This is a genomic window from Pseudomonas sp. LBUM1648 (genome assembly GCF_059716145.1).
Genome location: NZ_CP166808.1, coordinates 1,618,300 through 1,635,157, shown reverse-complemented (window position 1 = coordinate 1,635,157; position 16,858 = coordinate 1,618,300). Strand labels below are relative to the sequence as shown.

At 59.8% G+C, this 16,858-nt stretch carries 13 protein-coding genes; 5 read left to right on the top strand and 8 right to left on the bottom strand.

Annotation, left to right across the window (positions count from 1 at the left end):
- Positions 1-95 precede the first annotated feature (95 nt).
- Both ACA043_RS07520 and ACA043_RS07515 read right to left on the bottom strand, forming a co-directional pair.
- Positions 96-695, bottom strand: coding sequence for an FMN-dependent NADH-azoreductase (locus ACA043_RS07520; RefSeq protein WP_187681376.1), 600 nt, complete (start codon positions 693-695; stop codon positions 96-98).
- Positions 696-925: 230 nt separating this feature from the next.
- Positions 926-1,240, bottom strand: a complete 315-nt coding sequence (locus ACA043_RS07515; protein ID WP_497658915.1) for a 3-phosphoglycerate kinase — start codon at positions 1,238-1,240, stop codon at positions 926-928.
- 49 nt (positions 1,241-1,289) lie between these two features.
- Between ACA043_RS07515 and ACA043_RS07510 the strand changes: the two genes are divergently transcribed.
- From ACA043_RS07510 to ACA043_RS07495, 4 genes are all read left to right on the top strand, one after another.
- Complete coding sequence (locus ACA043_RS07510) at positions 1,290-2,213, top strand: PA3225 family LysR-type transcriptional regulator (protein WP_007914443.1); 924 nt, start codon at positions 1,290-1,292, stop codon at positions 2,211-2,213.
- Between the two features lie 14 nt (positions 2,214-2,227).
- Positions 2,228-3,031: an alpha/beta fold hydrolase gene (locus tag ACA043_RS07505; protein ID WP_497658914.1), complete on the top strand. Its 804-nt coding sequence runs from the start codon at positions 2,228-2,230 to the stop codon at positions 3,029-3,031.
- 3 nt (positions 3,032-3,034) lie between these two features.
- Positions 3,035-3,598, top strand: a complete 564-nt coding sequence (locus tag ACA043_RS07500; protein WP_401266592.1) for a peptidylprolyl isomerase — start codon at positions 3,035-3,037, stop codon at positions 3,596-3,598.
- Between the two features lie 88 nt (positions 3,599-3,686).
- Positions 3,687-5,519 carry an ABC transporter ATP-binding protein gene (locus ACA043_RS07495; protein WP_497658913.1) on the top strand — a complete coding sequence of 611 codons (1,833 nt, stop codon included), beginning with the start codon at positions 3,687-3,689 and terminating at the stop codon, positions 5,517-5,519.
- A gap of 114 nt (positions 5,520-5,633) precedes the next feature.
- On the opposite strand, the gene ACA043_RS07490 is transcribed toward ACA043_RS07495, so the two are convergent.
- Positions 5,634-6,758, bottom strand: coding sequence for a GNAT family N-acetyltransferase (locus tag ACA043_RS07490; RefSeq protein ID WP_497658912.1), 1,125 nt, complete (start codon positions 6,756-6,758; stop codon positions 5,634-5,636).
- A gap of 280 nt (positions 6,759-7,038) precedes the next feature.
- On the opposite strand from ACA043_RS07490, the gene ACA043_RS07485 reads away from it, so the two are divergent.
- Entirely contained in the window at positions 7,039-8,361 is a 1,323-nt protein-coding gene (locus ACA043_RS07485; RefSeq protein WP_489878455.1) for a putative porin, read from the top strand.
- Positions 8,362-8,492: 131 nt separating this feature from the next.
- Here ACA043_RS07485 and ACA043_RS07480 read toward each other — a convergent pair whose 3' ends face one another.
- From ACA043_RS07480 to aceK, 5 genes are all read right to left on the bottom strand, one after another.
- Positions 8,493-8,729, bottom strand: coding sequence for an anti-sigma factor family protein (locus tag ACA043_RS07480; RefSeq protein WP_497658911.1), 237 nt, complete (start codon positions 8,727-8,729; stop codon positions 8,493-8,495).
- The gene (locus ACA043_RS07475) at positions 8,723-9,334 is read right to left on the bottom strand and encodes an RNA polymerase sigma factor (RefSeq protein ID WP_489878454.1); all 612 of its coding nucleotides are present in this window, start codon (positions 9,332-9,334) and stop codon (positions 8,723-8,725) included. The genes ACA043_RS07480 and ACA043_RS07475 overlap by 7 nt, the downstream gene beginning before the upstream one ends.
- 147 nt (positions 9,335-9,481) lie before the next feature.
- Positions 9,482-10,603 (bottom strand): beta-ketoacyl-ACP synthase III, encoded by a 1,122-nt coding sequence (locus ACA043_RS07470; RefSeq protein WP_497658910.1) that lies wholly within the window; start codon positions 10,601-10,603, stop codon positions 9,482-9,484.
- A 382-nt stretch (positions 10,604-10,985) separates the two neighbouring features.
- Entirely contained in the window at positions 10,986-14,897 is a 3,912-nt protein-coding gene (gene hrpA / locus ACA043_RS07465) for an ATP-dependent RNA helicase HrpA (RefSeq protein WP_497658909.1), read from the bottom strand.
- 233 nt (positions 14,898-15,130) lie between these two features.
- A complete protein-coding gene (gene aceK, locus ACA043_RS07460; protein WP_401266570.1) occupies positions 15,131-16,852 on the bottom strand; it encodes a bifunctional isocitrate dehydrogenase kinase/phosphatase in 1,722 nt (573 codons plus the stop codon).
- Positions 16,853-16,858: the final 6 nt, after the last annotated feature.

The window sequence follows — 16,858 nt, the reverse complement described above, 5'->3', positions numbered from 1 at the left end:
GCAAAAAGTGCAAAGGGAGGTTCGATGCGCGTAGAGCCTTGAAGGGGTTGCGCCAGGTCACTAGAACATCCAGCGATTATCTGGCGATTAACATATCAAGCGACCGAGGCCAGTTTGGCGTTGGCCTGGTTCAAGCCTTTTTCCTGGAAGTCGCCACCCAGGTTCATGCCTTCGGCGTGAATGAAAGTCACGTCGTGGATGCCGATGAAACCCATCACCTGGCGCAAGTACGGTTCCTGATGGTCCGCCGGGCCGCCGGCGTAGATGCCGCCGCGGGCCGTCAGCACGTAGGCACGCTTGCCGCTGAGCAGGCCTTGCGGGCCGGTTTCGGTGTATTTGAAGGTCACGCCGGCACGCAGTACATGGTCGAGCCAGGCCTTGAGGGTGCTCGGGATCGCGAAGTTGTACATCGGTGCGGCCATCACCAATACATCGGCGGCCAGCAGTTCGTCAGTCAATTCATTGGAGCGATCCAGCGACGCCTGTTCGCTGTCGTTGCGCTGCTCGGCGGGCTTCATCCAGCCACCCAACAGATTGATGTCCAAGTGCGGCACCGGGTTCACGGCGAGGTCACGTACGGTGATCTGATCGGCAGGGTGTGCTGCTTTCCACTGTTTGATGAAGGTCTGGGTCAACTGGCGGGACACCGAGTCTTGCTGGCGGGCGCTGCTTTCGATGATCAGAACGCGGGACATGTTGTGTAGCCTCCATCCGAGAATGTTGTAGGTCGATGGAGTGGAGATTAGACAGAGTCGATTCGATGAAAAAGCGCAAATAATTGCTATAAAGCATCGATAAATTCGTTTATAAGCTGAAGCATGCCTTTGCAGGAGTGAGCCTGCTCGCAATAGCGGTGTGTCAGGCGACATCTATTTATCTGGAACACCGCTATCGCGAGCAGGCTCACTCCTACAGGAGAACGGTGCTACTTCGGGGTGCAAGTCAGCTTGATCCGCAGCTTGATGATTTCTCGGGTGAACTTGGCCGTAGCGTTTTTATGCTTGCCGGCCGCCACTTCGATGGTGCGTGTGCGAGGTGCTTCCGGGCCGTTGGTGAACACGGCTTTGCAGACTGCATCGACATCCCCGTAGTTGACCACCCGGATCGAGCCGATGTCATTGTCGGTGTCGAAGGTCTCGTAGTCGATCTTCAGTCCGTTGAGATCCTTGACCACGTCGATCGGATAAGCAAACGCCGACATCGGCAGCAGCGCCAGCAACACACAACAGAATTTTTTCATTCGGCAATCTCCATGAGGGACGGCCAGCTTAGGACAAGAGGAGCTATTGATGAAAGCGCCCCGCGTGACCCTTGATCAATGGCGAACATTGCAGGCCGTGGTCGACCACGGCGGATTCGCCCAGGCCGCCGAGGCCCTGCACCGTTCGCAATCGTCGGTGAGCTACACCGTCGCCCGCATGCAGGACCAGCTCGGCGTGCCGTTGCTGCGCATCGACGGGCGTAAAGCGGTACTCACCGAAGCCGGCGGCGTGCTGCTGCGCCGCTCGCGGCAACTGGTGAAACAGGCCAGCCAACTGGAAGACCTTGCCCACCACATGGAGCAAGGCTGGGAGGCCGAGGTGCGACTGGTGGTCGATGCGGCCTATCCGAGCGCACGCATCGTGAGGGCGCTGACTGCGTTCATGCCGCAGAGTCGTGGCTGCCGCGTGCGTCTGCGTGAGGAAGTGTTGTCGGGTGTCGAGGAAGTGTTGCTTGAGGGTGTGGCCGATCTGGCCATTACCGGCCTGAGCATTCCCGGTTACCTTGGTGCGGAACTGAGCGACGTCGAGTTTGTGGCCGTCGCACATCCCGATCACCCGCTGCATCGGCTCAATCGCGAACTGAGCTTTCAGGATCTGGAGACCCAGATGCAAGTGGTCATCCGCGACTCTGGGCGCCAACAGCCACGGGATGTCGGCTGGCTCGGCGCCGAACAACGCTGGACTGTCGGTAGCCTTGCTACTGCTGCCACGTTTGTCAGCAGCGGCCTGGGCTTTGCGTGGTTGCCACGGCACATGATCGAGCGGGAACTGAAAGATGGCTCGCTTAAGCTGCTACCGTTGGACAGGGGCGGCAACCGCAACTCCAGCTTCTATCTGTATTCAAACAAGGACAAACCGCTGGGCCCGGCCACGCAAATCCTTATCGAACTGCTGCGCACCTTCGACACTTTGCCGCTGGACGCACCGTTCGCCGCACCTGAGCAAGCCTGACACGGAGTTCATCGATGGCGTATTTCGAGCACGAAGGTTGCAACCTGCACTACGAGGAATATGGCCACGGCACGCCGTTGCTGCTGGTCCACGGGCTCGGCTCGAGCACGCTGGACTGGGAAATGCAGATCCCGGCACTGGCCGCGCGTTACCGGGTGATCGTCCCGGACATTCGCGGCCACGGCCGCTCGGACAAACCCCGCGAGCGCTACAGCATCGCGGGCTTCAGCGCCGATCTGGTCGCGCTGATCGAGCACTTGAAACTCGGCCCGGTGCACTACGCCGGGCTGTCCATGGGTGGCATGATCGGTTTTCAACTGGCCGTCGATCAGCCGCAGACGCTGAAGAGCCTGACCATCGTCAACAGCGCCCCCGAGGTCAAACTGCGCAGCCGCGACGACTATTGGCAGTGGTTCAAGCGCTGGAGTCTGATGCGAGTGCTGAGTCTCGCGACTATTGGCAAGGCGTTGGGTGGCAAACTTTTCCCGAAACCGGAACAGGCCGATCTGCGACAGAAAATGGCCGAACGCTGGGCAAAAAACGACAAACGTGCTTATCTCGCCAGCTTCGATGCGATTGTGGGCTGGGGGGTTCAGGAACGACTTTCCCGAGTGACCTGTCCAACCCTCATCGTCAGCGCCGACCGTGACTACACACCCGTCGCGCTGAAAGAAACCTATGTAAAACTGCTACCCGATGCGCGGCTGGTGGTGATCGCCGATTCACGCCACGCCACCCCGCTCGATCAACCCGAACGCTTCAACCAAACGCTGCTGGAGTTTCTCGCCGCAGCCGATATTCAATCTCAGGATCACTGACCCATGCTGAAAAAACTCGCCCTCGCCGCCGGCACCGTGCTGTTTGCTGCCAACCTGATGGCTGCCACGCCGGTTAAAGCACCGCACGTGCTGCTGGAAACCACCAATGGCCAGATCGAAATCGAACTGGACCCGGTCAAGGCACCGATCAGTACCAAGAACTTCCTTGAATACGTCGACAGCGGCTTCTACACCAACACGATTTTCCACCGTGTGATCCCGGGGTTCATGGCTCAGGGCGGCGGTTTCACCCAGCAAATGCAGCAAAAAGAAACCAAGGCACCGATCAAGAACGAAGCCAGCAATGGTCTGCATAACGTTCGCGGCACCTTGTCGATGGCACGCACCTCCAACCCGGATTCGGCCACCAGCCAGTTCTTCATCAACGTGGCCGACAACGCCTTCCTCGACCCGGGTCGTGACGCCGGTTACGCCGTATTCGCCAAAGTGGTCAAGGGCATGGACGTGGTCGACGTCATCGTCAACTCGCAAACCACTACCAAACAAGGCATGCAAAACGTGCCAGTCGACCCTGTGATCATCAAGTCGGCCAAGCGCATCGACTAAGGTTTACAGGGCATATAGAGCGGCGACGGCTTGATCCCGCGCCGCTCACACCGATAAAAGGAGAGCCCGTACTCCGGGCGGTTATCTGATGCTCTATCGCCGTTTTGAACAACTGATCGACATATTCCGCGACGCCCCGACGGCATCCCCGCCGGACCGTGTGCTCCCCTTCTATACCTATTACCTCAAGCAGGTCTGGCCAAGTTTTGCCGCTCTGCTGGTGGTCGGTCTGTTTGCCGCGCTGATCGAAGTGGCGCTGTTCAGTTATCTGAGCCGCATCATCGACCTGGCCCAAGGCACGCCCAACCCGAATTTCTTCAGCGACCACGCCCTCGAACTGTCATGGATGCTGGTGGTTGCGCTTGTGCTGCGCCCGATCTTCTTTGCTCTGCATGATTTGCTGGTGCATCAGACCCTGAGCCCGGGCATGACCAGCATGATTCGCTGGCAGAACCACAGCTACGTGCTCAAGCAGAGCCTGAACTTCTTCCAGAACGACTTCGCCGGTCGTATCGCCCAGCGCATCATGCAGACCGGCAACTCGCTACGTGATTCGGCGGTGCAGGCGGTGGATGCGCTGTGGCACGTGGTGATCTATGCGGTCAGCGCGCTGGTACTGTTCGCCGAGGCCGACTGGCGCCTGATGATCCCGTTGCTGATATGGATCGCCGCCTATATCGGCGCGCTGTATTACTTCGTGCCACGGGTGAAAGACCGCTCGGTGGAAGCCTCCGACGCGCGCTCGAAACTGATGGGCCGAATCGTCGACGGCTACACCAACATCGCCACCCTGAAGCTGTTTGCCCACACCAATTTCGAACAGCACTACGCCAAGGAAGCCATCGAAGAGCAGACCGTCAAAGCGCAAATGGCCGGCCGCGTGGTCACCAGCATGGACGTGGCGATCACCGCCATGAACGGCTTGCTGATCGTCGGCACCACGGCGCTGGCCCTGTGGCTGTGGACGCAATCGCTGATCACTGTCGGCGCGATTGCCCTGGCGACGGGTCTGGTGATCCGCATCGTCAACATGTCCGGCTGGATCATGTGGGTGGTCACCGGCATTTTCGAGAACATCGGCATGGTCCAGGACGGTTTGCGCACCATCTCGCAACCGGTCAGCGTCACCGATCGCGAACAGGCCAAACCGCTGGCAGTGGCCCATGGCGAAGTGCGTTTCGAGCACGTGGATTTTCACTACGGCAAGAAGAAAGGCATCATCGGCGACCTCAACCTGAGCATTAAGCCGGGTGAGAAAATCGGTCTGATCGGGCCGTCCGGCGCCGGCAAATCGACCTTGGTCAACTTGCTCTTGCGCCTGTACGACGTTGAAGGCGGGCGCATCATGATTGACGGCCAGAACATCGCCGAAGTCGGCCAGGAAAGCCTGCGCGCGCGCATTGGCATGATCACTCAGGACACCTCGCTGCTGCACCGCTCGATCCGCGACAACTTGCTGTACGGCAAGCCTGACGCCACTGACGCAGAGCTGTGGGACGCGGTGCACAAGGCCCGCGCCGATGAGTTCATTCCGTTGTTGTCGGACGCTGAAGGCCGCACCGGGTTCGACGCGCATGTCGGTGAGCGTGGTGTGAAGCTGTCCGGTGGCCAGCGTCAGCGCATCGCCATCGCGCGGGTACTGCTCAAGGACGCGCCGATCCTGATCATGGACGAAGCGACCTCCGCCCTGGACTCGGAAGTCGAAGCAGCGATTCAGGAAAGCCTGGAAACCCTGATGCAGGGCAAAACCGTGATCGCGATTGCCCACCGCCTCTCGACCATCGCGCGCATGGATCGGCTGGTGGTGCTGGAAAACGGCAAGATCGCCGAGAGCGGCACCCACGCCGAGCTGCTGGCCCATCGCGGGCTGTATGCGCGGTTGTGGGCACACCAGACTGGAGGGTTTGTCGGGATCGATTGATAGCCAAAAAAGATCAAAAGATCGCAGCCTCCGGCAGCTCCTAGCTAGGGTTTTATATCCACTTGGAGGAGCTGCCGAAGGCTGCGATTTTTTGCTTTTGATCCCTGTAAATATTCAGGTTTGGCGGTAGGGCAAGGCTGCTCTCGCTTCTTCGGCATAGGCCAGCACACCGGCGCGTTCCTGGTGCAGGAAGTCTTTGACCGCCGCCTTCAAACCCGGATGCCGCAGGTAATGCCACGAATGCGTGATCACCGGTTCAAAGCCGCGAATCAGTTTGTGCTCACCCTGAGCGCCGGCATCGAAACGCTGATAACCCTGGGCAATCGCGTAATCCATGCCCTGATAAAAACAGGTCTCAAAGTGCAGCCGATCAAACTCGGCCAGACATCCCCAGTAGCGTCCGTAAAAGCTGTCACCCCCGACCAGGCTGAAGGCCATGGCCACCGGTCGTGAGCCTTGCTTGGCCAGCACCACACGGATCGCTTCGGGCATACGCTCGGCCAGCAGGCTGAAAAACTCCCGAGTCAGATAGGGCGTCTGCCGGCGCACCGCGTAGGTGTTGGCATAGCAGGCATAGACGAAATCCCACTGCGCCTCGTTCAGCTCGCGCCCTTCCAGCCATTCAAACTCGAAGCCCTGCCCCGCCACTTGCTCGCGCTCTTTGCGCATCTGTTTGCGCTTACGCGAACTGAGTACATCGAGAAAATCCTGGAAGTCGCTGTAACCACGATTCTGCCAGTGATACTGACAGCCGATGCGCTGCAACCAGCCCGGTTGCTCGGCCATGGCGGCATCAGTGAAAGGGTCGGTGAAGTTGATGTGGGCGCTGGAGAGTTCTTCGATTTCCAGATAACCCGGCAGGCTTTTGAGCAGCTCGTAACCATCTTCGACGTTCGCCGCCAACAGCCTTGGGCCGCTGACCGGACTGAATGGCACCGCCGTCAACAACTTGGGGTAATAGTCGATCCCGGCGCGGGCGCAGGCATCGGCCCAGCCGTGATCGAACACGTACTCGCCGTAAGAATGCCACTTGCGGTAACTGGGTAGCGCCGCGATCAGTCGATCATCTTCGATGTGCAGCAAATGCTCGGGTTGCCAACCGCTGTGCGGGCCGACACTGTCGCTGTCTTCCAGCGCACTGAGAAACGCATGACGCAGAAATGGCTGACTCTCGGGCACCAGAGCGTCCCATTCCGATGGGGCGATTTCTGACAGGTTCTGCAGGCGTTGCAACGGCATCAACAAGTCTCCACATCTGGGTTTCAGCGCCCGGCGAGTATCGCCGATTGCGTTGCATTGCACACCTGCCATTGAGCGACAGCGCTCTAGATCGATAGTTCACGCGCACCGTGCATCGTCATCAACCTGCCATCACTGTGCCACCGCTCTGTCATAAACCATCGCGATACTGGCGCCTGTTTTTAGAGCGCCGGGTTCTACCCGGACACTGTTTTCCGACCTTCAACCGTCGGTTGTGCCCAGGATGGTTCAGCCATCCCTCTCATCTTCGGAGATTGCTATGCGTCTTGCTTCCACGAAAACTGCGGCGGCCCTGTGCGGTGGCCTGTTGCTGGCCATGAGCGTTCCGGCCAGTGCCGCAGTCGACGCCAAACTGCTCGACATGCTCAAGGCTAATGGTTCGATTTCCCAGTCGCAGTACATCGAGCTGCAAACTGAACTGGCCAAGGATCAGAAGGCTCAGCAAATCGCCCAGCAGGCGCAGCAAGAGACCAACGAACAAGTCGCGGCTGTCGCGAAGAAAACCAACGAACAAAGTGCCTTCGACCAGAAACTGGCCTGGGCTGCCAAGACTCAGTTCAAGGGCGACGTGCGTATCCGTCAGGAAACCATCAAGATCGACGGCGAACCAAACAACGGCGGCCGCGACAAGGATCGTCAGCGCATCCGTGCCCGTCTGGGTGCCTACACCGAGATCAACCCGCAAGTCGACACTGGCATCCGTATCGCCACCGGCGGCGGCGATGACGCCCGTTCGACCAACCAGGATCAGGACAACTACTTCGACAAGAAGCAGATCTGGCTCGACCTGGGTTACATCGATTACCACCCCGATCAAATCAAGAACCTGCACGTGATCGGCGGCAAGATGCTGCAACCGTGGGTCAGCATGGGCGACGTGATCTGGGATGGCGACATCAACCCTGAAGGTCTGGCCGTTACTTACAAATACCCATTGGGCAGCAGCGCCGAACTGTTCGGCAGCGTGGGTAACTACAACCTCAAGGACAACGTCGATGGCGACGGCGTGCAATTCCGTCACGATTTGCGCATGACCGCCGGCCAACTGGGTAGCCGGTTCACCATCACCGATAACCTGAAGCTGACGGTGGGTGGCAGTGTCTACGCCTACCAGAACGACGAAGACAGCCGTTGCACCGGTACTTCCACGCCGTGCGCCCTGGCCGTCAACGGCAACTCGGCGAACAACGAGTTCCGCCTGTACGAAGGCTTCAGCCAGATCGACATCGGCGGTCTGCCAATGCCTCTGTCGTTCTACGGCCAGTACGTGAAGAACAACGACGCCGTGACCGATCAGGACACTGCGTGGCTGCTCGGCGCCAAGTCGAAGGTCTTCGGTTTCAACCTCGACTACAACTATCGTGACGTGCAACGCAACGCTGTAGTCGGCGCCTTCACCGACTCCGACTTCGCCAACGGTACTACCGGTTCGCGTGGCCACAAGTTCAAGGTCGGTTACGACATCGACAAGAACTTCGCCCTTGGCGCGACGTACTACCTGACCAAGGCCGACTTCTCCAGCCGTACACAGCGTGACGCAGACACCAACACTCTGCAGCTGGACGCGGAAGCGAAGTTTTAAGCCACAGAGCAACAGATCTCAGGCGTTGCGCTTCTCATCCGGGCGCAATGTTTGAGGTGTTTCAACAGTCTGGTGCGATTATGGCGATCCCCATCATCCGTGAGCCTTAACCGTGCCAGCCTGCATTTCCCTCAGGGACTGTCGTCCCGCCGCTGCTTGGCCAGACGCTCGGCCAGCGCATCGACATCCTCCACCGGGTGCTCCGGCAGCGCCTTCAGCGTCAATTGCATCAGACGCATCTGACGAATGAAACGCCGGCAATTGGCGCAGAACATCAGGTGATGACGCACCATCAGTTTTTCCCGAAAACTCAACTGGCCATCGAGATAATCGCTGGATCGTGCCACTTGCTCCTTGCAGGTCAACATTCCCCTGTCTCCTCAAAATGTTCCACGGTCGCGAAGACCTTTAAACGTGCCCGATGCAGCAGCACGCGGACATTGGAGAGCGATATCTCCAGAAGATTACAGATCTCTTCCAGCTCCAGCCCCTGACGTTCGCGCAACAACAGCACACTGCTTTGCAGTTCCGACAGGCTCAACAGCGTGTGTTCCAGGCATTCGCGCAGTTCGCTTTCGGTCAACAACGCTTCGGGAGTGTCCTGGTGCCAGGCAAACGGTGCGACCAGCCAATGGCCGTCCCCGGGAGAAAAACGGCCGTCGTCGATGGTGCCGTGGGGCGATGGCAGGTCATCCATCAGCACTTCGCGGCGATTGAGTTTGTAACGACTTTTGGCTGAGTTGGCGGTGATGGTCAGCAACCAGGTTTTGAGACTGGAGCGGCCTTCGAAGCTGCCAATATGACGCACCACCGAGAGCCAGGCATCCTGCACCACTTCCTCGACATGACGCTGGCCGACAATCGCATACGCGACGGCGCGCATCGCACTCTGATAAGTCGTGACCAGTTCCTTGAAAGCCCGTTGCTCGCCTGCCAGCAAACGCGCGAGCAGTTGGGTGTCGTCAGCCGCCATCCATCAATCTCCTTGTTCCGACTCCGAAAAAGATAGCGGCAGGATTCGCCTAAAGCGTCTCCTGCCGCGATTTCCGAAAACTACAGCGTTCCAGCCGATTCGGATGTAGGAAAGGTCAGCGCGATTAAGCGGAAATTAAACCGTTTTTCAACGCTTGCGCAGAATCACGCTCCCGATCGAGTAACCCGCACCGAACGAACTCAGTACCGCCAGCGAACCGCTGGCCAGATCATCCTGATATTTGTGGAAAGCAATCACGGACCCGGCAGAGCTGGTGTTGGCGTAGGTGTCGAGGATCACCGGCGCTTCTTCTTCGGTAGCCTCGCGGCCCAGCAGTTTGCGCACGATCAGGTGGTTCATGCTGAGGTTGGCCTGGTGCAGCCAGAAACGCTTCACATCGCCGACGTTGAGCTGGTTTTCCTGAAGATGCTCGCCGATCAGTTCAGCGACCATCGGGCAAACATCTTTAAACACCTTGCGGCCTTCCTGCACGAACAGCTTGTCGCGGGTGCCGATGCCCTCTTCCGCCGCGCGGTTGAGGAAGCCGAAGTTGTTGCGGATGTTGTTGGAAAACTTGGTCAGCAGTTTGGTACTGACCACGTCGAACTGATGCTTGGACGTTGCAAGGTCAGCGCGCTCGATGATCACCGCAGTCGCGGCGTCGCCGAAGATGAAGTGGCTGTCGCGGTCACGGAAATTCAGGTGACCGGTGCAGACTTCCGGGTTGACCATCAGGATCGCCCGGGCCTGGCCCAGTTGCACGCTGTTGGCCGCGGCCTGGATGCCGAAGGTCGCCGAGGAGCACGCGACGTTCATGTCGAAACCGAAACCCTGAATGCCCAGCGCTTCCTGGACTTCAATGGCGATGGCCGGGTAAGCGCGTTGCAGGTTAGAGCAGGCGACGATGACGCCGTCGATGTCGGCAGCCGTCTTGCCGGCGCGTTGCAAGGCTTGCTCGGCAGCGCCAATGGCCATTTGGCAAAGTACCGACCACTCGTCGTTGGAGCGCTCCGGCAGGCGCGGGGCCATGCGTTGCGGATCAAGGATGCCGTCCTTGTCCATGACAAAGCGGCTTTTGATGCCCGAAGCTTTTTCGATGAACGCAGCGCTGGATTCGGTCAGGGCCTGGACTTCGCCGCTGGCGATGGCATCGGCGTTGTCGGCATTGAACTGGGCGACGTAGGTATTGAAAGACTGCACCAGCTCTTCGTTGGAGATGCTGTTGGCCGGGGTGTACAGGCCGGTGCCGCTGATGACGACGTTATGCATGGTCGTTTCTCTAATCTGTTCAGGCAGAAAGTGCTGGAACCGTCGTACCAACACACAAAGGGTCTATTCCCATCCGGGGGACGCAAACCTGGCATCGCTTTATTCCGATCCGTGACCGCGCCGAAGGCTCTGGGTCGCGAAAGCGGCGTTTATGGTCGCGAAGTTTGCCATAAACGTGGGGTTTTGGCGCCTTTCTCAGGCACAACGCCTATCCCCTGTGCTGGCTTGTGTGGCGAGGGGATTTATCCCCGATCGGCTGCGAAGCAGTCGTCAAACCATCCCACTCGGTACAAATGGCACGCTTAGGTCATGGTTTTTGGGGCGGCTTCGCCACCCATCGGGGATGAATCCCCTCGCCACAGAGGTTGTTTGAGCTTCTGTGTCAGGGTTCGACCTGGGTCCACTGCTTGTTCAGGCGTTTGTCGGAAATCGGCACTTTTGTCCCCAACTGCTGGGCGAACAGCGACACCCGGTATTCCTCCAGCCACCAGCGATACAGCTCAAGCTGCGGATCGCGTTTGCCTTCCTGCGCGTGTTTGGCCGCACGGGTCTGGTATTGCGCCCACAGGCCGGCGAGTTCGCCGCTCCAGACGCGATCCTTCTGCACCTGCGCGCCGAGTTTCTCGAAACGCTGCTCGACCGCTTTCAGATAACGCGGCAGCTCCTTAAGCCACTGCATCGGCGTTTCCCGGACAAACCCCGGATAGACCAGATGATTGATCTGCTGCTTGATGTCGTTCAGCGCCACGGCTTGCGCCAAGTCGATCTTGCCCTTGAAGCGTTTTTGCAGACCGTGCCAGAGCTTGAGGATCTCCAGCGTCAGCCGCGCCACGCGCTCGGCATGTTCCGTCCAACTGCCGCGTTTGCGTTCGGCCAGGGCTGCCAGTCCTGCGCCGTCACGCGGCAGCGGGTCTTCGCCATCGAGAATGCAGCTGTCGAGACTGGCCAACAGAATGTCTTCGACCAGCGCATCGACACGGCCCAATTCACGATAGAGCAAGCCAAGTTCGGTCTGCCCCGGCAACTTGCCACGCAGGAATTTGGCCGGCTCGGCCAATTGCTGCATCAACAGACGCTGCAAGGCGCGACGGTGCTGGAACTCGGCTTCGGCCGGGGTCGAGAACCGCCCTTCCTTGACCGTGCCGCCCTCTTCGACCAGCGCCGGATAGACCGTCATCGACAGCCCGGCGATTTTCTGCTGAGTCTTTTCCGCTACGGGAGCGAAAACCTTGGCTTCCACCGGTTGCTGACTTTTCGCGCTCTGCGGCACCGCCAACGCGGCCTGACTCGCCTCAGCGAAGCGTGCAGTCAGCTCGGCCAGATCCCGCCCTTCGCCGAGGAACTTGCCCTGGCCGTCGACGATTTCCAGGTTCATCCGTAGATGCCCTTCGACTTGCTGCGCGGCTTCCGCCCACGCCTCGTCGCTGACCCGCGCGCCGGTCATGCGCAACAGCTCACGCCCGAGCACCTGGGGCAGCGAACCCTCGGCGAAGGTCATGCGTTGCAACGCAGCCTTGATGAAGTCCGGCACCGGCACGAAGTTTTTGCGCAGGGCTTTCGGCAGGTTACGCACGAGGGCGATGCACTTGGCCTCTATCAGCCCCGGCACCAGCCATTCCAGACGCTCCGGTGGCAGCATCGGCAGCAGCGGCGCCGGCACGCGCAGGGTCACGCCGTCGCGCGGGTGATTGGGTTCGAAGTGGTAAGTCAGGGCCAGTTCCAGATCGCCGATGTGCAGCGTGTCCGGGTAGTCCCGCGCGGTGACTTCACTGGCCTCACGGGCCAGCACGTCTTCTTCGCGCATGATCAACAGCTGCGGATCTTTTTGGCTGTTGATGCGATACCAACTGTCGAAGGTCGCGGTCTGATGAATCTCCGCCGGCAGCCGCGCATCGTAGAAGGCGTACAGGGTTTCTTCGTCGGCGAGGATGTCGCGACGTCGGGCCTTGGCTTCCAGTTCGTCGAGCTGTTCCAGCAGTTGTTTATTGGCGGTCAGGCATTTGGCCCGCGACTGAATCTCGCCACGCACCAGACCTTCGCGGATAAACAACTCACGCGAGACCACCGGATCAACCGGGCCGTAATGCACCGGCCGGCGACCGACCACGATCAGGCCGAACAGAGTGATCTGCTCAAACGCCACGACCTGCCCGCGCTTCTTCTCCCAGTGAGGTTCAAAGTGGTTTTTCTTGATCAGATGCCCGGCCAGCGGCTCGATCCAGTCTGCGTCGATCTTCGCCACCATGCGCGCGTACAGCTTGGTGGTTTCCACCAGCTCGGCGGTCATCAGCCATTGCGGGCGCTTCTTGCCGATGCCCGATGACGGATGAATCCAGAAGCGCCGCTGACGGGCGCCGAGGTAATCGCCGTCTTCGGTTTTCTGGCCGATCTGGCTGAGCAGCCCCACCAGCACGGCCTTGTGCAGTTTCGGATAATCCGCCGGCTCTTTATTGAGGCTCAACTGCATGTCGCGGCAGATCAGGCTCAACTGCCGATGCGAGTCACGCCACTCGCGCAGACGCAGGTAGTTGAGGAAATTCTTGCGGCACCAGTTGCGCAGCGGGCTGGCAGTCAGCGCCTGACGCTGCTCTTCAAAACCGCGCCATAGATTGACCAGCCCGGCGAAGTCGGAATCAACATCCTTCCATTGCGCGTGGGCCTGATCCGCCGCTTGCTGGCGCTCCGGCGGACGCTCGCGCGGGTCCTGAATCGACATGGCACTGGCGACGATCAGCACTTCCTGCAAGCTGCCGAGTTTCGCCGCTTCAAGCAGCATGCGGCCCATGCGCGGGTCGACCGGCAGGCGCGCCAACTGCCGACCCAACGGGGTCAACTGGCTGTTGCGATCCACCGCCGAGAGTTCTTGCAGCAGGTTGAAGCCGTCGCTGATCGCCTTGCCGTCCGGCGGCTCGATAAACGGGAACGCGGTGATTTCGCCGAGGCGCAGGTGCAGCATCTGCAAGATAACCGCAGCAAGGTTGGTGCGCAGAATCTCCGGATCGGTGAATTCCGGGCGACCGAGGAAATCTTCTTCGCTGTACAAACGTATGCAGATACCCGGCTCGACGCGACCGCAACGACCTTTACGCTGATTGGCGCTGGCCTGGGAAATCGCTTCGATCGGCAGGCGCTGTACCTTCGCGCGGTAGCTGTAACGGCTGATGCGCGCGGTGCCGCTGTCGATCACATAACGGATGCCCGGCACGGTCAGCGAGGTTTCGGCAACGTTGGTCGCCAGCACCACACGTCGACCCGGGTGCGACTGGAAAATCCGCTGCTGCTCGGCCGGCGACAGGCGCGCGTACAGCGGCAGAATCTCGGTGTGTTTGAGCTGGGCCTTGCGCAGCATGTCGGCGGCGTCGCGAATCTCGCGCTCGCCGGGCAGGAACACCAGCACGTCACCCGGACTGCGGCGTTCGCTGCGCTCGTAAGCGGCGATTTCGTCGAGGGTGGCGAGAATCGCCTGATCCACGGTCAGGTCGTCTTCGACGCGGTTGCCCTCTTCGTCCTGCTCCAGGGTCAGCGGGCGATACCAAGTGTCCACCGGGAAGGTGCGGCCGGAGACTTCGACAATTGGCGCATCGTCGAAGTGCTTGGAGAAGCGCTCCAGATCGATGGTCGCCGAAGTGATGATGACTTTCAGATCCGGGCGGCGCGGCAGCAGGGTTTTCAGGTAACCGAGCAGGAAATCGATGTTGAGGCTGCGCTCGTGGGCTTCGTCGACGATGATCGTGTCGTAGCGTTCCAGATACCGGTCGTTCTGGGTTTCCGCCAGCAGAATGCCGTCAGTCATCAGTTTGATCAGGGTGTTGGAATCGCTCTGATCTTCGAAACGCACCTGATAGCCGACCAAGGACCCCAGCGGCGTGCCGAGCTCTTCGGCAACCCGGCTGGCAACGCTGCGCGCCGCGATCCGGCGTGGCTGGGTGTGGCCGATCAAGCCGTGCTGGCCGCGGCCGATTTCCAGACAGATTTTCGGCAACTGCGTGGTTTTACCCGAGCCGGTTTCGCCGGCGATGATCAGCACCTGATGCTGCTCCAGCGCCTTTTTGATTTCGTCACGCTTGGCCGCGATCGGCAGGCTGTCGTCGTAACGGATCACTGGCAGGCTGGCCTTGCGCGCCAACACCTGATCGCAGGACGCCTGCATGCGCGCCACCCACTGAGCCAGCTTGGCCTCGTCGGGTTTCTTGCGCAGCTCAAGCAACTGCCGCCGCAACCGGTGACGGTCGGCGAGCATGGCGTGATCGAGGTTTTTCAACAATTTGTCGATGGAGGGCGATTCGTCGGTCATCGGGTACGCAATTCGGTCGTCTAGTGGCGCAGGTTGCGGATTGTCGCAGATTTGCGGCACTGAACACGACTGTGAGGTGCTTTTGTGGCGAGGGGATTTATCCCCGATCGGCTGCGCAGCAGTCGCCAACTGGATATCAAAGCCGATCTGTCACATCTGCGCTGAATGGTTTTAGGGGTGCTTCGCACCCCATCGGGGATAAATCCCCTCGCCACACAGTGTTCACTTGAAAATTATTCGTTATCCAGGCCCTTGCGCCGATACGGAAACACATCAATCACCTTCCCGGCCCGAATCGCCTCCTGCAAGCTCTTCCAGTAATCGGCGTTATACAACTCGCCATGCAACTGATCGAACAACTTGCGCTGACCGGAATCGGCAAACAAAAACGGCGGAAACTCCTCGGGGAACACATCCAGCGGCCCGATCGAATACCACGGCTCCGACGCCATTTCGTCCTCCGGCGTACGAGGTTGCGGGATGTGGCGGAAGTTGGCTTCGGTCAGGAAGCAGATCTCGTCGTAGTCATAAAACACCACCCGTCCGTGACGGGTGACGCCGAAGTTCTTCAGCAGCATGTCGCCGGGAAAGATGTTCGCTGCCGCCAGTTGCTTGATCGCCAAGCCGTAATCCTCCAACGCCTCGCGTACCTGCGCATCGTTGGCGTTTTCCAGGTACAGGTTGAGCGGGGTCATCCGTCGTTCGGTCCAGCAGTGGCGGATCAGCACGGTGTCGCCTTCCACCGACACCGTGGACGGCGCGACTTCAAGCAATTCTTCAAGGCACGCCGGATCGAACTTGCTCAGCGGAAAGCGGAAATCGGCGAATTCCTGGGTATCGGCCATGCGCCCGACCCGGTCGACACTTTTCACCAAACGGTACTTCTCGATGACCGTGGCGCGGTCGACGTTTTTCGACGGTGAGAAGCGGTCCTTGATGATTTTGAATACGGTGTTGAAGCCCGGCAGGGTGAACACGCTCATGACCATGCCGCGTACGCCGGGGGCCATGATGAACTGGTCGTCGGTGTTGGCCAGGTGGTTGATCAGCGCCCGGTAGAACTCGGACTTGCCGTGTTTATAGAAGCCGATCGAGGTGTACAGCTCGGCAATGTGCTTGCCCGGCAGGATCCGCCGCAGGAAACCGATGAACTCCGCCGGCACCGGCACGTCGACCATGAAATACGAGCGGGTGAAGGAGAAGATGATCGACACATCGGCTTCGTCGGTAATCAGCGCGTCGATCTGAATTCCGCGACCTTCACGGTGCAGCAGCGGAATCACCAGCGGCCACTGTTCGTCGCGGGTGTAGATGCGCCCGACCAGATACGCGCCCTTGTTGCGATACAAAACCGAAGAAAACAGCTCGACGCTCAGCTCCGGGTCCTTGCATACCCAGTCCGGCAGGTTCTCGCGCAATTGCGCTTCGAGTCTGAGCAAATCGCCCGGCAAATCGGCGTAATCCTCACTGAAGCGGTAGTCGGCAAAAATGCTCGCCAGCATCCCCGATAATTGGCCCTGCGGTTTGTACGTGCGGGTTTGCGCGGCGCGGGCACGGCGCAGGCTGGGCCGGGTGGTGTGGATGAACATGCAGCCGTCGCTGATCAGGTCATGGCTGAACAGCCCGCAGAAAATCGAGTTGTACCAGGTCTCGGACAGCTCATCGTCGAAGCGCAGGTCGATGACGCTGATGTAGGCGCTTTTCACCAGCGGCCAGCAACTGACATCCATCAGCGTTTCGTCGTCGAAATACTCACGCAGGCGAGCGATGGTTTCGCCGACCTTTTCTTCGTAGAGGTTGATCCGCGCCGCCGATGCCGTCTGGATCTCCTGCCAGCGCGCCTGCTCGAAGCGCTCCCGCGCGCCGTCGGTGATCCGGCGGAAATGCTCGCGGTAATCGTCGAAGCCATCGAGGATCATGCGGGCGATGTCGGTGGCTGGCCATGGCTGCGGCATAGATGA

Bases quoted from the DNA above. Each gene is read 5' to 3' on its own strand.
- ACA043_RS07510 (WP_007914443.1), top strand. From the start codon at position 1,290: ATGAAAGCGCCCCGCGTGACCCTTGATCAATGGCGAACATTGCAGGCC.
- hrpA (WP_497658909.1), bottom strand. From the start codon at position 14,897: ATGACCGACGAATCGCCCTCCATCGACAAATTGTTGAAAAACCTCGAT.
- ACA043_RS07495 (WP_497658913.1), top strand. From the start codon at position 3,687: ATGCTCTATCGCCGTTTTGAACAACTGATCGACATATTCCGCGACGCC.
- ACA043_RS07505 (WP_497658914.1), top strand. From the start codon at position 2,228: ATGGCGTATTTCGAGCACGAAGGTTGCAACCTGCACTACGAGGAATAT.
- ACA043_RS07520 (WP_187681376.1), bottom strand. From the start codon at position 695: ATGTCCCGCGTTCTGATCATCGAAAGCAGCGCCCGCCAGCAAGACTCG.
- ACA043_RS07500 (WP_401266592.1), top strand. From the start codon at position 3,035: ATGCTGAAAAAACTCGCCCTCGCCGCCGGCACCGTGCTGTTTGCTGCC.
- ACA043_RS07475 (WP_489878454.1), bottom strand. From the start codon at position 9,334: ATGGCGGCTGACGACACCCAACTGCTCGCGCGTTTGCTGGCAGGCGAG.
- ACA043_RS07485 (WP_489878455.1), top strand. From the start codon at position 7,039: ATGCGTCTTGCTTCCACGAAAACTGCGGCGGCCCTGTGCGGTGGCCTG.
- aceK (WP_401266570.1), bottom strand. From the start codon at position 16,852: ATGCCGCAGCCATGGCCAGCCACCGACATCGCCCGCATGATCCTCGAT.
- ACA043_RS07470 (WP_497658910.1), bottom strand. From the start codon at position 10,603: ATGCATAACGTCGTCATCAGCGGCACCGGCCTGTACACCCCGGCCAAC.
- ACA043_RS07490 (WP_497658912.1), bottom strand. From the start codon at position 6,758: ATGCCGTTGCAACGCCTGCAGAACCTGTCAGAAATCGCCCCATCGGAA.
- ACA043_RS07515 (WP_497658915.1), bottom strand. From the start codon at position 1,240: ATGAAAAAATTCTGTTGTGTGTTGCTGGCGCTGCTGCCGATGTCGGCG.
- ACA043_RS07480 (WP_497658911.1), bottom strand. From the start codon at position 8,729: ATGTTGACCTGCAAGGAGCAAGTGGCACGATCCAGCGATTATCTCGAT.